This window comes from Clostridium sp. C8 (assembly GCF_001010885.1).
GTDB classification, from domain to species: Bacteria; Bacillota; Clostridia; order Clostridiales; family Clostridiaceae; genus Clostridium; species Clostridium sartagoforme.
Window position 1 is genome coordinate 1 of the sequence record NZ_LBMX01000024.1, and the last position, 15,543, is coordinate 15,543.

The window sequence follows — 15,543 nt, forward strand, 5'->3', positions numbered from 1 at the left end:
TCTAGGATTTATTTTTTTGCACAAAAAGGGACTGTGCACTAATTATTAGTGCGACAGCCCCATCTTTTTTTACACTATATTTTGGTGAAACATTTAGATTACGTTAATTATTTGTATTTAAGATTATATTTTAGAATTATATTCAATTCCTAGTAATATGGATTGAGGATGATCTCCGAATTTTTCTCCAAAGATATTGATTCCTCTTGAATTTTCGGCATCTTCTTTTATTCCTATTCTTACTGTTAAGTAAGGGCTTTTGGTAACTTCTAAATCTTTTAAAGTAACAGATGAAACTAAAGTTTCATCACAATATGTTCCAGAACTATCTATTTTGTAAGATCTTAAAAGACCGTATTGTGTAGAGCTGTGAGGCCACCATCCTGGGTTTAGTTTTCCTGATCTTCCTCCAAAATCTCCTGGAGATGTCCAAGTGTGTAACTCTACATTATTCATCCATACAGTTATATCAGATGGCCAATATGAATTATAAGATGGAGCCTCAGAACAACATTCGAAAGATAAATCAAAGCTAGTTAAATCTCCGAAAGATAATATATCTAATGGAAAACGATATTCTAAGAATCCCTTTTCAAACCAGATTATTTGTGCTGTATAATGATCAGGATAATAGAAGGTTTGGGGATTATCTAAAATTCCGATGTGTGAATTTTCGTTAGCCATACCACAAGTTCCACTTATTTCACAATTTACATAAGAACCTATCGGCATGTTTATATAGTGGCATCGGTGTTTGTTTTCTTCTTGTTGAAGATTAAGATCTATAAAAATATCATCTACGTTTCTGAAACAGACCTTTTTAGTTCCTCTTACGGCTGGTTCTAACCTTGTTAATATTAAACCACATTCCTCTAGAACCTTTACATGCATTGCAGTTGTAGAAAGAGGGATAGAAAGTGATTCTGAAAGTTCGTTGACTGTAGGGTTACTATTGGCAGTTATTTTTAAAATTTTTATTCTATCTTCCGATGATAGAGCTTTAGCATAAGATGCCATTTTATCGATGTCGTTAAAATTTACAGATAAGCTTTTCATTTTTAGTTTCCTTTCTTAATTATAAATATTTATATAAATAGTAAAATTGTTGAAGATAAAAGATTATATCTATATAAATTATAACATGATAGGTGAAATTAAACAAACAAATAAAAACAATTAATTTGAAACAAATCAATAAATAGGTGAATATAATTAATATTAAAAACAGAAAAAGTGTTTTAAAGTCTTAAAAACAGCTAAAAAACATATAAAATCAGCAATTGAAACAAAAATAATAGAAAAAACTTCTAAATAATGATTGAAAACGTATAAGTTAAATGATATAATAAATTTGAAATTAAACAAAAATTTTGTTTTAAAAGGGAGAGGATTTTATGAAAAGGAAAAAAGTTTTAAGTGTTATTTTAGCTGGAATATTATCAGTAGGTCTAATATCTTGTGGTAATTCAAAAGAAAATTCATCAGATAGTAATTCTGGTGGAAAGAAAGAAATAGTATTTTGGTCAGTTTTTACTGGAGCTGATGGGGAAAATATGACTAGGATGATAGACGAGTATAATAAAACAAATCCTGAATATAAAGTAAAACATATGCCTATTGAAGGTGATGACTTATATACCAAAATACCAACAGTAGTTGGATCAGGTAAGGATGTACCAGATGTGACTATAGTTCATGCTGAAAGACTTGCTTTGTTTGCAGAACAAAATCTACTTCAACCATTAGGTAAATATATTGATACAAGTGGAGTAATAAAAGAATCAAACTATGTGGAAAATGCATGGCAAATGGGAAATATAAATAATGAACAATATAGTATCCCTCTAGATGTACACTCATTTGTAACTTATTACAATAAAGATCTTTTAGCTAAATATGGGCCTAATGTATTGGATGATGGAATTATAACATTTGATGAAGTAAAAGAAGTTGGTAAAAAATCATCTACTGACAATATAGCGGCTTTAGGATTAACTTGGATGAGAGTTCAATATTTATCTTACTTAGCTCAATTAAATGGAGATGTATCAAAGGATGGAAAAGCAGTTAACCTTGACTCTCCAGAAGCTAAAAAAATATTTGCAGAGTTAAATGGTTTAGTAAATGATAAAATAGCTAGTCAAGACGGAGATGATCCAGGTCAATTATTTAGAGCAGGTCAATTAGTATTTTGGCCTGAAGGAATATGGATGCAAAATTCACTTAAAGGCATAGATATAAACTGGGGAATGACACATATGGTAACAATGGATCAAAATAATCCAAAGGATTGGAGTTCTTCACATCAATTTGTAATGCTTAAGAATGATAAGATGACGGATGAAAAAGCAAAGGGAGTTATGGAGTTTATCAATTGGATTGGTGAGAATAGTTTAGAATGGGCTAAAGCAGGACAAGTTCCAGCTAACTATGCAATTAGAGAAAATGAAGAATTCAAAGCTATGCCTCAAGCTTTTGTATTAGAAGATTCAAATAAATTAAAGATATATGACTATAAATACTACGGAAATGTTGTGGAAGCTTTAGATAAGGTTGTGTTTGAAGCCTGCTTTGGAAGAATGACACCAGAGGATGCAGCTGCAGCAATGCAAAAGGAAGCTAGCGAAAAGATTCAGATGGCACAATAGAAAATAAATTGCAAAGCCAAATTTCTAGTTTGCAGTTCACAAGGCATAGTTCACAGTTATGGAAATAATTATATCAACGCTCAAATAGTTGATATAACTTAAAATTCGGAAACTACGAAGTAGCTTCATCATAAACTGTGAACTGTGAATTGCACACTGTGAACTATATAAATTGCTTTGCAAAATATTACAAGGAGGTAAATATGAGTAAAAAGAGAGATTTAGCACCATATTCATTTATAGCACCACATTTAATTCTTTTTGTTCTATTCTTTTTAATTCCGGCTGTAGTTGGAATATATGTTTCATTTACTAAATGGGATATATACTCAGCACCGCAATGGGTAGGTTTTAAGAACTATTATGAAATATTAGTGAATAATGAATCTGTTTTTTATGATCAGTTTTGGAATGGATTAAAAAATACTTTTACTTTTTCAATTTTAACAATTCCTTTCTGTATAGCAATTCCATTGTTATTCGCTGTTCTTTTAAATACTAAGCCTAAAGGCTATAAATTTTTTCAATCTGTATTTTACGTTCCAGGATTACTTTCTATTTCAGCAGTAATGTTAGCATGGAATTTTATGTTTAATAAGACTTTTGGACTAGTTAATAATATTACTAAATCAGATGTAAATTGGGGCAGTACGTTCCCTTGGTATTGGATAGCATTAATTATAATAACTGTTTGGTGGTGCATTGGTAGCAATATGGTAATATATCAAGCAGCCATTGCAAGTGTTCCTAGTGATTATTATGAGGCAGCGTCTATAGATGGAGCTGGAGCTATAAAACAGTTTTTCAAAATTACTCTACCATCAATAAAAAATCAAATTTTATATACGTTAGTTATGACAACTATTGCACAATTTAATATATATGGACAACCTCTTATGTTTAATAATGGTGGACCAAATGGAGCTAACAGAGTTTTATTAATGTACATAAGAGAATTAGGATTTGGACAAGGAACTTCATTAGCAGGTATTGCATCAGCGATGGCTGCAATGCTTGGTATATGTATTTTATTCATTTGCATTTTACAAGCAGTTCTATCAAGAGATGGAGATGAGGTTTTAGCTAAAAAGCAAAGAAAAATGAATAGGAAATTAAATAAAGCCAAAAGGAAAATTACTGATGTTACCTATAACTTAAGTGAAGGAGGAAAATAATATGGGGCATAAACTAAAAAAGAAAAAGTTCAATTATAAAAAAATAGCATGCTTTTTATTAGTTTTAGTGCTTGCTATAGTATGGATTACACCATTGATTTGGTCTGTCTTGACATCATTTAAGTCAGAGGTAGAAGTACAAACAACTGGATTTAGTATCTTACCCGCAAAATGGGTAGTTGATAATTATATTGATGTATTGTCAGATACAACAGTTACACCAATAATTAAGTGGTTTGGTAATTCACTTTTTGTTTCTGTGACACATACCATTTTGGCAGTAATAATTAGTTCAATGGCAGCTTATGCATATTCAAGATTGGAGTTTAAAGGGAAAAATTCAATTTTTGGATTTTTATTAATGACGATGATGTTTCCGTCAGTTGTGAATTTAATTCCTTTATATAAAATAATGGATACTTTAAATTGGGTAAATACATCATGGGCATTAATATTTCCCGGACTCGGAGGAGTAGTTAATATATTCTTAATTAGACAATTTATGATGGGAATTCCAAAAGAGTATGATGAATCAGCAAGAGTTGATGGTGCAAGTACCTGGACAATTTATACTAAGATTATAGTACCATTATGTAAACCAATATTAATAATAATTGGATTATTCTCATTTACAGGTTCTTGGAATGATTTCTTATGGCCAACAATTATTATGAATGACACAGAAAGGTTGACATTGACAGCAGGATTGAGAACATTACAAGCAGGCTACAGCATAAAAGTAGCCCACTTAATGGCTGTAACAGTATTAGCAATTTTACCTACTTTAATATTATATTTAGTAGCACAAAAGTATTTTATGGAAGGATTGTCTTTACAATCAGGAGTTAAGGGCTAAAATTTAGGAGGAATAGATATGACAGTTAATATACCAAGAAATGAATATCCACGTCCACAATTCGTAAGAGAAAATTGGATTAATTTAAATGGGGAGTGGGAATTTGATTTTGATGACAATAATATAGGAATAAAGGATGGATGGTACAAAAATCCAAAGCTAGGTAAGAAGATATTAGTTCCTTATGCTTATCAAACTGAGCTTTCAGGAATAAATATAAAGGAATTTCATGATATAGTATGGTATTCAAAAACTTTTGACTTAGATGAAGTCATGAAAAATAAAAGGAACATACTGCACTTTGGGGCTGTTGATTATAAGGCAGATTTATGGGTAAATGGTGAACATTTATTTACCCATAAAGGGGGACATGTACCTTTTTCGGTAGATATAACAAATGTTATAAAGGAAAAAGATAATCTAATTGTTTTAAGAGTTGAAGATTATGCAACTGATCTAGAATTGCCAAGAGGAAAACAATTTTGGAGAAAAGAATCTCATGGAATATTCTATACAAGAACAACAGGAATTTGGCAATCAGTTTGGATAGAGCCAGTAAGTGAAACATATTTAAAGAAAGTATGGCTTACTCCTGATTTGGATAAAAAGACAGTTTTAGTTGAGTATGAATTTGAAGGAAATATTACTGAAACCTCATTAGGAGTAGAAATATCAGTTAAGAATACAGTAATAGTCAATGATAGAATAACTTTAATGAGTAGCAGAGAAAAGAGAGCTTTTGGATTAAATCAAGAATTAACATTGGATTGGAATCATCATGAATCCTTAGCGTGGAGTCCGGAAAATCCAATACTGTTTGATATTAAGTTTAATGTTTATAAGAAAAATGCTATCATTGATACAGTTAAATCATATTTTGGATTAAGAAAAGTAGAGGTAGTAGATGGGGTCTTTATGTTAAATAACAGACCGTATTACCAAAAATTATTATTAGATCAAGGATATTGGGAAGAATCATTACTTACCGCACCAACAGACGAACATTTTATTAAAGATATTAAATTGTGTAAAGAGATGGGATTTAATGGTGTGAGAAAGCATCAAAAGATAGAAGATCCAAGATTCTTATATTGGGCAGATAAATTAGGTATGCTAGTTTGGGGGGAAATGGCTAACGCATATGTTTATTCAAGAAGATATGTTAAAATGCTAAATAATGAATGGATTGAAATGATAGAAAGAGATTATAATCATCCTTCAATAGTTACATGGACTCCTCTAAATGAGTCTTGGGGTGTAGATTCAATAATGAATAATAAGGATCAACAAGCTCATTCAGCTGCTATGTATTGGTTAACAAAATCATTTGATCAAACAAGAGTAGTTGTCTCTAATGATGGATGGGAACACACAAAAACAGATCTTCTTACAATTCATGATTATGAGTATAGAAATGAAATTTTAACAGAGAGATATTCTTGCATAGATAATATTTTAAAGACAAAACACTCAGGAAGAGGTATGTTTGCTAAAGAGTGGGGGTATGAAGGACAACCTATAATTATTTCAGAAATGGGTGGAATTTCATATCAAAAAAGTGAATGGGAAGGCTGGGGATATTCCGCAGCAACATCTGATGAAGATTTCATCTTAAGATATTATAATGTAGTATCGCCAATGCTAAAATCGAAATTAATTCAAGGATTTTGTTATACTCAAGTAACTGATGTAGAGCAAGAAATAAATGGTTTACTAACCTATGCAAGAGAACCAAAAGTAGACTTAAGTATTATAAAGGCAATAAATGAAGGAAGATGGATACCAGATATTAAATAAAGTTAATCCTTATTTAAAATAAGTGGAGCTGTCGCATAATTGAAAATATAAAATTTAGAATACGGAATTAAGGTAAAATGGATTCAAAGTAATTTTGAAATTTTATATTAAGTATCTTCTGCGACAGCCTCAACTATATATTATAAATTGGAGGCATAATTATGAAAGTGTTAAATAGAAAGCTTGAAAGAAATATGATTCTTATAGGTTCAGTATGGCAAATACTATCTGGACTAGCTACTATATTTATTTATGCAACGTATATAAAAACTAAAGGAGTGGGGATAGAAGATATTTCGAAAGTAGATGTTACATCTATTCAATTACTATTAGACAATGTTTATATAGTTACAACTACTGTAGGATTTCTATTTATAGCTATGGGATTAGTAAATTTATATATTTATAAAAAAACTAAAAATAATATGATTGAAAAAGGAAAAGGAATTTGGCTTATTATTTGTTCAGTAATTTCTTATTTCTTTATGGATATAATTTCTGCTATTTTATTTATGGTGTCAGGAGTAATTATGCTATCTAAAAATAAAGCTATTTTAAAAATTAATAATGGATTAGTAAATTAAAAAATTAGATCTTATAAAATCCTATATACTTAGGGTTATAGCTAGAGTGTATAAAAATATATTGAAAAATGTATTTAAAACATATCTGGCTTTTTGTATTTATAAAATAGATATCAAAGTGCTAATAGTATTAATGTTAGGAATTATTATTGAAAATATAGATAAAAAAGAAATACATTAAATGGAGGAGATTATGAGGAGGTTAATTATGGGGTTGTTGCTTACAACAGTGTTAATGGCAGGATGTACATCAAAATATGTAGGTAATGAGAATAATGTTAATGTGGAAAATGAATATTTAAATAGTTTTACTTTAGAGGATGAATGGGAAGATGACTATGGAATAGGAGATCCATATATCTTCAGGTATGATGGGAGATATTATTTATATGTATCAACTCATGATTATAAGGTAGGGGTAAAATGTTGGAGTTCAGATAATTTAGTAGATTGGAAGTATGAGGGATTAGTTACAGAGGAAAAGAAAACACTAGGAGCATATGCACCAGAAATAATATATTGGGATGGATATTTTTATATGTATACATCGCCAGCTGGTAAAGGGCATTATGTACTACAAAGTGATTCACCTACAGGGCCATTTAAATTAATATCAGATAATATTGGTATGAGTATAGATGGTAGTGTCTTCATAGATGATAATGCAAAGTGGTATTTTTATTATGCATCACCTAAAGGTATAATGGCTGCGCCTATGAAATCTCCAACTGAAGTAGAAGAAACAAAGGTCGTTGATAATACATTTATGAATTGGTGGACAGAGGGGCCGAGTGTTATAAAAAAGGATGACATATACTATATGACTTATACAGGAAATCATGTTAAAAGCACTGGATATAGAGTGAATTACTCAACATCATTGGAATCTCCTATTACGGGATATAAAGAAGGGGTTAATAATCCTATATTAATTAATACTTCAGAAGAGTTTTATGCATTAGGACATAGTTCCAGTGTTTTAGGGCCGGATTTAGATTCTTATTATATAGCATATCATAATTTAGTTGGAGAAAATGGGTTTCCACTAAGAAAGTTGAATATAGATAGATTAGTTTTTAATGGAGAAAAAATGTCTGTCTTGGGACCTACGAATTTTAATCAACCAAGCCCTAATATGCCGCAGTTTTACACATGGGTAAATAATGACACAGATAATAAAATGAAAAATATAGAAGAAGGGGAAGAAAAGTTTATTGTTTCAAATGATGAGACAAGTGAAGTATTTACTGCTGAATTTTCTTTTTCAGATGTAAAAGATAGTAATGTCTGTATAGTTACTTCATATAAAGATAGTAAAAATTATGGAGAAACTAATATAGATATCGAGGATAATAAAGTATCTATGAAATTAATAGAAAATGGGAATGAATCATTGATTAGTGAGAATACTTTACCATATAAATTTGATTTTAGTAAGATGCATACTATAAGAATAAAAAATAATCCAAATAAGATGGAAGTACTTTTAGATAATATAAAGGTATTAGCTGCAGATAATGGATTTAAAGCAGGTTCAGTTGGATATAAATACGCAAAGTATCCAGCAGATTATTCATTCTTAGCATTTAGTAATGAATCATTTGGAACAAGTGATAGTAAGACTATTAAGGCTATTCCAGGTAGAATAGATGCAATACATTACAATAAAAGTGCTTATGAAATACCTGTAATAGAATATGAAGATAGTATTTCAGCAATTACATTAGATGAAAAAGGTAAGTCGGTATTGTATAACATAAATGTAAAAGAGGACTATAGCTATGGAATAGATGCAATAGTAAAAAGTGCTGATATAAAGGGAAAAGTAGATATATTAGTTGACGGTAAAAAATATTTAACATGTACTATAGAGAAAAATGAAAATGTAAATGAGTGGTTCAAAGGATATTTAGGAGAAATGAAGTTAAAGAAAGGTTATCATCAAATAGAATTAAAGTTAAAAGAAGGTTTGTTAAATATTGAAAGCCTAGACATTTATAAAGTAAATACAAAGGTAAAGTATAAAAATAACTTATATAAAGTACCAAGCGATACAGAATGGAATTTGATAGCGGGATGGACAAGTTTGAATGATGCAACTGAAAGTTTGGGAGATGAAATAAACAGAGTATTTTATGGAAAGGATGAATTTAAGATACAGTCATTATCGGTTGATTTTGCTCTAGGAAATGTAGTAAAAGATGTTGGAATTTATTTTAATGCTACAAATGAGTCTTTATATAAAGAGCAAGTGACTGATTCAATGTTTGGATATTATCTACAAATCCAAGAAGAAAAACTTATATTGCACAAATTAAATTATGGAAGAGAAGAATTGATAAGCACAGAAGTTAAAATAAGTCCAAAAGAGTTCATTAACTTTAAAATAGAAATTAAAGAAAATACAATAGTCATTAAGATTAATGATAAGGAAGTATTATCTTATGTTGATTTGGATTTATATACTCACGGAAAAATTGGCTTTAGAGCAGATGGTTCAAAGATTTATATTAAAAATTTAGAAATTAAATAATGTAATACTTCTTGCAGATATCAAGATTTAGAGAAGTAATATTGACATAACTTAACAGATAGGAATAATTGTTGTGGGGGTAAAAATGAAGAAATATAAAAAAATATTAGTAGGATTTATACTTGGAGGAATAATGGGAACTTTAATTAGTTGTGAGAACAAAGGAGAGAGTTTTATTCAAGTTACTTCAGATAACTATGACCAAAGTAAGTTCTATACTAATCCACAAAATATAGATTTAATAGCAGATCCCTTTGTATTAAGGACTAAGGAAGGAAAGTATTATGCATATGGAACAAGTGATAAAATTCAAGCATCTGGATATTTAGTTTGGGAGTCAGATGATTTAATTACTTGGAAAGAAGTTGGCGTTGCCTATATGGCTAAAAAGGGAAGTTGGTCCAATAGAGATTACTGGGCTCCAGAGGTATATTACAAAAGTGGAAAGTATTACATGTATTATACTGCAAGAGATAGAGAAACAAAAAATCTTGGGTTAGGTGTTGCTGCCAGTGATAATCCATATGGACCTTTTGAAGACATAACAAATAGTCCTATAATAGGTGAAGACTTTGCTGTTATTGATGCAAATATACTTATGGAAGATGATAAAATGTATCTTTATTATGTTAAAGATTGTTCTACAAATTCTATAAGTGGTAAAAATATTAGTCAAATATATGGGGTAGAGTTAAGTGATGATATGGTGACTTTCAAAGGAGAACCAGTATTACTAACTACCCCAGAACAAGAATGGGAAAGTATACCTGGAGAATGGGCATGGAATGAAGGTCCAACAATTTTAAAGGAAAATAGTAAATATTATTTAATGTATTCAGCTTATCCATATTGGGATAAATTGTATTCTATAGGTTATGCCATTTCTGATAATCCTTTAGGGCCATTTGGCAAATATGAAAATAACCCAATTTTAACAAGTGAAATAGACTGGACTCATGTTTCAGGTTCAGGGCATAATTCTGTTATAAGATCAAAAGATGGCAAGGAAATATATTCAGTGTATCATACACATATGAATCCAGAAGAGGGGGGAAGTAGAAGGTCAATAAACATAGATAAACTTGGATTTAGAGAAGATGGGACAATGTATATAAATGGTCCTAGTGTAACACCTCAACCTTTACCATCAGGAACTGGTAGTAGTGATAATCTTAATTATTTAATAGAAGCTATTGAAGTACAAGGTAAATCAGAAAAAAACGAAAAACTATTATATGATGGAGAAATAGTTTTTCATAATAACTTTAATGATTATGAGTGGAGAAGTAATGGGAAAAATAAACTAACTATAAAATTTAGAGAAGAAATAAAAGCTACAGATATACTTATATATGGTAATATCGAAGAAAGTAAAAGACCAGATATAAAGAAAATAAAAGTTTCAAAAGATAAAATATTTAAAGGGATTGATTCTAGTTTGGCAAAATTACCAGGAGAAGCTACTATAATTTCTTTTGATGAAGTTAATACCAAAGAAATAGTTGTAGAGTTTAGTAATAAAAAAGAATTTGCTATTTCTGAAATTCTTATAATGGGGAAGAAATAGTAAATTAAAAAATATGAGTTTGCTATTGTACCTCTAATATTTCAATAATATATTGTACAGATATATGAAGTCATATTTTAGTACTTTCAAAGAAAAAAAACCCAAAATTCTAAAATATTCTTTTTTAGGATTAAAATAATTTGTTGCAAAGGTTTACCTCATAAGTGCTTTTATTGTTTAAAGTCACTAATTATAGTATAATATAGATATAAATTAAGAAAGATAATACTAAAATATTGTCAAATATAGATTTTGATAAAAATTTGGAGGGAATTATGGCGAAGAAACCTGTAATGTTAATGATATTAGATGGATTTGGAATAGCTCCAAAGTCAGATGGAAATGCTGTAGAAGCAGCTAAAAAACCAAACTTTGATAGATTAATTGGAAAATATCCACACACTCAATTACAAGCAAGTGGATTATATGTTGGATTACCAGATGGACAAATGGGTAACTCAGAAGTTGGTCATTTAAATATAGGCGCAGGAAGAATTATATATCAAGAATTAACAAGAATAACAAAAGAAATTAGTGAAGGTGGATTTTTCAAAAATGATGCATTAACTCTTGCAGTTAATAATGCAAAAGAAAAAAATTCAGCACTTCACTTAATGGGCCTATTATCAGATGGTGGTGTTCACTCACATATAGATCACGTAAAAGGATTATTAAGACTAGCTAAAGACGCTGGATTAGAAAAAGTATATGTACATTGCTTCATGGATGGAAGAGACGTTCCACCATCATCAGGAAAAGATTTCGTAGTAGAACTTGAAAATTACATGAATGAAATTGGAGTAGGTAAAATTGCTACTGTTTCAGGAAGATATTATGCAATGGATAGAGATAACAGATGGGAAAGAGTAGAACTTGCATATAATGCAATGGTACTTGGTAGAGGTGAAATTGCAACTTCAGCAGTAGAAGCAATGGAAAAATCATATCATGATAATAAAACAGATGAGTTTGTATTACCAGCTGTTGTAGATTCAAATGGAATGATTAAAAATGGAGACTCAGTAATATTCTTTAACTTTAGACCAGATAGAGCTAGAGAAATAACTAGAGCTATAAACGATAAAGAGTTTGCAGGATTTAAGAGAGAAACTTTAAACTTAACATTTGTAACAATGACTCAATACGATAAGACTTTAGAGGGCGTTAATGTTGCATATAGACCAGAAAGCATAAATAATACTTTAGGAGAATATGTATCAAGCAAGGGATTAAATCAATTAAGAATTGCTGAAACAGAAAAATATGCCCATGTTACATTCTTCTTTAATGGTGGAGTTGAAAAAGAAAATCCAGGTGAAGATAGAGCTCTTATAGCATCACCAAAAGTTGCAACTTATGATTTAAAACCAGAAATGAGTGCTTATGAAGTAACAGAAGAATTAATTAATAGAATTAATGAAGATAAGTATGATATGATTATACTTAATTTTGCTAACCCAGATATGGTTGGACATACAGGAGTAATGGAAGCTGCTGTAAAAGCTATAGAAGTTGTAGATGAATGCTTAGGAAAAATTTCAGATAAAATACTAGAAAAAGAAGGAACTTTATTTATAACTGCTGACCACGGTAATGCAGAGACAATGATAGATTTCTCAACAGGAAATCCATTCACAGCACATACTACAGATCCAGTTCCATTTATATGGGTAGCTAATAATACAGAAGGTAGAACTTTACAAGAAGGAAAACTTGCAGACATAGCACCAACAATGCTAACTGTAATGGGACTTGATATACCAGAAGAAATGAGCGGTAAAACTTTAATAATAAATAAGTAATTAACAAAGAACGCAGCCTGAAGGTTGCGTTTTTTTATTGTATTAAAAACCACTAACTATGCCGTGGATAAAATGGGTTAAGCTCTGCACAAAAAAATTCCATATATAAACTTTTTTATTATATAATTGTATTGTATCTATTTAAAATATATTAAGGAGAAGGACATATGGAATATAAAATTATTGAAAGAAATTATTGGCATAGGCCTATAAAAGAAATAACACTTGGTTTTATGCTTAATTGTATGACTTTTAATTTATTAGGATTAAATTATATTTTGCCTACAATATCAGTAGTACTTTTATACAGTGGTTTCAGGGATTTAAGAATAGAAAATAAAGAACTTAATAGAGCTTGGATATTTTCTATAATAAATATAGTATTGCATATGTTGAATTTAATATATATAAGTACACCTTTAAATATTATCTTTGAAAATAATATTATAATTGCATTTATTTCAATAAGTTTTCAAATAATATTTCTTATTATATTTAGAAAAGGAATAAAAAAAGTATTTAATAATTCAAATGTAATACAAAAAAGAGATCCTATTTTAAAAATAATTATTTTTAAAATCATAGTTTTTATTTGTGCTATAACAAACTTAGGGGAAATTTGGATTATAGTTATTCCAATAATCATTTACTATTTTTATATTTTTAGATTACTTTATAAGTTAAGTTATGATCTTGAAACCATTAATTATAAATTATTAGAAAAGAACAAAAGAATTAGTAATAAAAAGTTTCTTTTTATATATTCAACTATTTGTATTTTTATAGTTGGAGTTTGCTGTATTATTTCTAATCACATTAAACTAGATTCTTCTGAAGTTATTGAGGTAAAGGAATTTGGAACTAGAAATATGTTAATAGACAAAGGAATTCCTATAGAAATAGTTAAAGACATAGAAGATAAAGACATTATTAAGCTTAAAAATTTAGTAAATGCTGAAGTTTTTAGTGAAAATTTAAATTTTAAATCTATTTTAAATAAAGATAGAAGTAAATTGAAGGTAACAACTATCTTTTTTGAACTTATTGATAATGAAATATATACAATTGAATATTTTAATTGGGGGGAAGAAGGATCTTACTGGCAAAATGGTTTTGCAATAAGTAATACATGGCCTTTAGAATTGGTAAATGGTAAAATATTATATGAAAAAGATGGAATTAATTACTTTGCTGAAATACCTAGATTAAATGAAGGAATGATTAAAAGTATTAATGTATTTGGAGATGAAAGGCAAGATAATAAGATTACAGGGGCTATAAATTATCCATATAACTCCAAAAAACAAAGAGGGTATATTTTCTATAAAATAGGTGTCCAAAAAGGAACTATATCAGGTGCAAATATAGTAAATTATATTAATTATAATCATCCATTTAGAATTCCGTATACTGAAATAGAAAAGGAAAATATAATGTTTAGTGATAACTTAAGACAACACTATACAAACTTTACTATTAAGTTAAGTGATGAATGATTTGGCAAACAAAAAATACTTTGACAGTCAAAAGATTTGACAATTAAAAATTTTGAATGTATAATATCAATTACTAAAATGAAAGTATTTATAGGAGTTGAATATTATGAAGGTTAGGCTTATAACAGATTCAGCATGTGATTTACCAATAGATTATATAGAAAATAACCAAATAGAAGTAGCACCATTAATGGTTAATATAAATGGAAAGTTTATACCAGATGATTTAGGACAAAGTTTAAAACATGAAGATTTTTATAAAATGATAAAAGAAGGAGCAATGCCATCCACAACACAAGTGAATGTTGGTACTTTTTTAGAGATATTTAAAAAATATGTGAAGCAAGGGGAAACAATCTTATATATAGGATTGTCTTCAGCATTAAGTGGAACATATAATAGTTCTAATACAGCAAGAGAAATGATATTAGAAGAATATCCAGATGCAAAAATATATATTATAGATTCGTTAAGTGCATCAGTAGGTGAAGGATTATTAGTATATAAGGCTAATGAAATGTTAAATAACAATATAGATATAGATGAAGTAGTAAAATTTATAGAAAATACTAAAAGACATGTTATACATGCTATAACAGTAGATGATTTAAATCATTTAAAAAGAGGAGGACGTATTTCAGGAGCCGTTGCTACTGTAGGAAGCTTACTTGGAATAAAGCCAACCCTTAAAATAGATGATGAAGGAAAAGCAATCCCAGGGGATAAAATAAAGGGAAGAAAAAAAGCTTTAAAATACTTAGTTAAACAACTAAAAGACAAAGCAATAAATCCAGAAGAACAAGTAATCTTTATATGTAATGCAGATTGTAAGGATGAGGCAGAAGATATAAAGAAAATGATACTTGAAGAAGTTACGGTTAAGGATATAATAATTACATCTATAGGATCAGTAATAGGAACTCATGGTGGACCGGGGACTTTAGGCGTAGTATTTATAGGAACTGAAAGATAGAATTATGACATCATAAATATAACAAAATTAAAAGATTATTATGCAATTTGTTATCATTATTAAAGAATATTTTAATTAAAAAAACTCCTACGTAAACTTGACCCTGTCAAGT

11 protein-coding genes are annotated in these 15,543 nt (G+C 29.1%); 10 read left to right on the plus strand and 1 reads right to left on the minus strand.

Going from position 1 to position 15,543, the window contains the following annotated elements; translation table 11 throughout:
* Positions 1–123 precede the first annotated feature (123 nt).
* A complete protein-coding gene (locus AAT22_RS03850; RefSeq protein WP_047000317.1) occupies positions 124–1,056 on the minus strand; it encodes an ArsR family transcriptional regulator in 933 nt (310 codons plus the stop codon).
* A gap of 338 nt (positions 1,057–1,394) precedes the next feature.
* Here AAT22_RS03850 and AAT22_RS03855 point away from each other — a divergent pair, with 338 nt between their 5' ends.
* From AAT22_RS03855 to AAT22_RS03900, 10 genes are all read left to right on the plus strand, one after another.
* Entirely contained in the window at positions 1,395–2,648 is a 1,254-nt protein-coding gene (locus AAT22_RS03855) for an extracellular solute-binding protein (protein WP_047000318.1), read from the plus strand.
* Between the two features lie 203 nt (positions 2,649–2,851).
* A complete protein-coding gene (locus AAT22_RS03860; protein WP_047000319.1) occupies positions 2,852–3,823 on the plus strand; it encodes a sugar ABC transporter permease in 972 nt (323 codons plus the stop codon).
* Position 3,824: 1 nt separating this feature from the next.
* Positions 3,825–4,679 carry a carbohydrate ABC transporter permease gene (locus tag AAT22_RS03865; protein WP_047000320.1) on the plus strand — a complete coding sequence of 285 codons (855 nt, stop codon included), beginning with the start codon at positions 3,825–3,827 and terminating at the stop codon, positions 4,677–4,679.
* Positions 4,680–4,697: 18 nt separating this feature from the next.
* Positions 4,698–6,476 (plus strand): glycoside hydrolase family 2, encoded by a 1,779-nt coding sequence (locus AAT22_RS03870; RefSeq protein ID WP_047000321.1) that lies wholly within the window; start codon positions 4,698–4,700, stop codon positions 6,474–6,476.
* 161 nt (positions 6,477–6,637) lie between these two features.
* Entirely contained in the window at positions 6,638–7,060 is a 423-nt protein-coding gene (locus tag AAT22_RS03875; protein WP_047000322.1) for a hypothetical protein, read from the plus strand.
* Positions 7,061–7,268: 208 nt separating this feature from the next.
* The gene (locus tag AAT22_RS03880) at positions 7,269–9,593 is read left to right on the plus strand and encodes a family 43 glycosylhydrolase (RefSeq protein WP_047000323.1); all 2,325 of its coding nucleotides are present in this window, start codon (positions 7,269–7,271) and stop codon (positions 9,591–9,593) included.
* A gap of 85 nt (positions 9,594–9,678) precedes the next feature.
* Positions 9,679–11,160 carry a glycoside hydrolase family 43 protein gene (locus AAT22_RS03885; protein WP_242849782.1) on the plus strand — a complete coding sequence of 494 codons (1,482 nt, stop codon included), beginning with the start codon at positions 9,679–9,681 and terminating at the stop codon, positions 11,158–11,160.
* Between the two features lie 275 nt (positions 11,161–11,435).
* Positions 11,436–12,962, plus strand: coding sequence for a 2,3-bisphosphoglycerate-independent phosphoglycerate mutase (gpmI, locus tag AAT22_RS03890; protein WP_047000324.1), 1,527 nt, complete (start codon positions 11,436–11,438; stop codon positions 12,960–12,962).
* A gap of 167 nt (positions 12,963–13,129) precedes the next feature.
* The gene (locus AAT22_RS19405; RefSeq protein WP_242849783.1) at positions 13,130–14,458 is read left to right on the plus strand and encodes a hypothetical protein; all 1,329 of its coding nucleotides are present in this window, start codon (positions 13,130–13,132) and stop codon (positions 14,456–14,458) included.
* Positions 14,459–14,564: 106 nt separating this feature from the next.
* Positions 14,565–15,431 (plus strand): DegV family protein, encoded by an 867-nt coding sequence (locus AAT22_RS03900; RefSeq protein WP_047000325.1) that lies wholly within the window; start codon positions 14,565–14,567, stop codon positions 15,429–15,431.
* Positions 15,432–15,543 lie beyond the last annotated feature (112 nt).

Bases quoted from the DNA above. Each gene is read 5' to 3' on its own strand.
- AAT22_RS03850 (WP_047000317.1), bottom strand. From the start codon at position 1,056: ATGAAAAGCTTATCTGTAAATTTTAACGACATCGATAAAATGGCATCT.
- AAT22_RS03855 (WP_047000318.1), top strand. From the start codon at position 1,395: ATGAAAAGGAAAAAAGTTTTAAGTGTTATTTTAGCTGGAATATTATCA.
- AAT22_RS03860 (WP_047000319.1), top strand. From the start codon at position 2,852: ATGAGTAAAAAGAGAGATTTAGCACCATATTCATTTATAGCACCACAT.
- AAT22_RS03865 (WP_047000320.1), top strand. From the start codon at position 3,825: ATGGGGCATAAACTAAAAAAGAAAAAGTTCAATTATAAAAAAATAGCA.
- AAT22_RS03870 (WP_047000321.1), top strand. From the start codon at position 4,698: ATGACAGTTAATATACCAAGAAATGAATATCCACGTCCACAATTCGTA.
- AAT22_RS03875 (WP_047000322.1), top strand. From the start codon at position 6,638: ATGAAAGTGTTAAATAGAAAGCTTGAAAGAAATATGATTCTTATAGGT.
- AAT22_RS03880 (WP_047000323.1), top strand. From the start codon at position 7,269: ATGGGGTTGTTGCTTACAACAGTGTTAATGGCAGGATGTACATCAAAA.
- AAT22_RS03885 (WP_242849782.1), top strand. From the start codon at position 9,679: ATGAAGAAATATAAAAAAATATTAGTAGGATTTATACTTGGAGGAATA.
- gpmI (WP_047000324.1), top strand. From the start codon at position 11,436: ATGGCGAAGAAACCTGTAATGTTAATGATATTAGATGGATTTGGAATA.
- AAT22_RS19405 (WP_242849783.1), top strand. From the start codon at position 13,130: ATGGAATATAAAATTATTGAAAGAAATTATTGGCATAGGCCTATAAAA.
- AAT22_RS03900 (WP_047000325.1), top strand. From the start codon at position 14,565: ATGAAGGTTAGGCTTATAACAGATTCAGCATGTGATTTACCAATAGAT.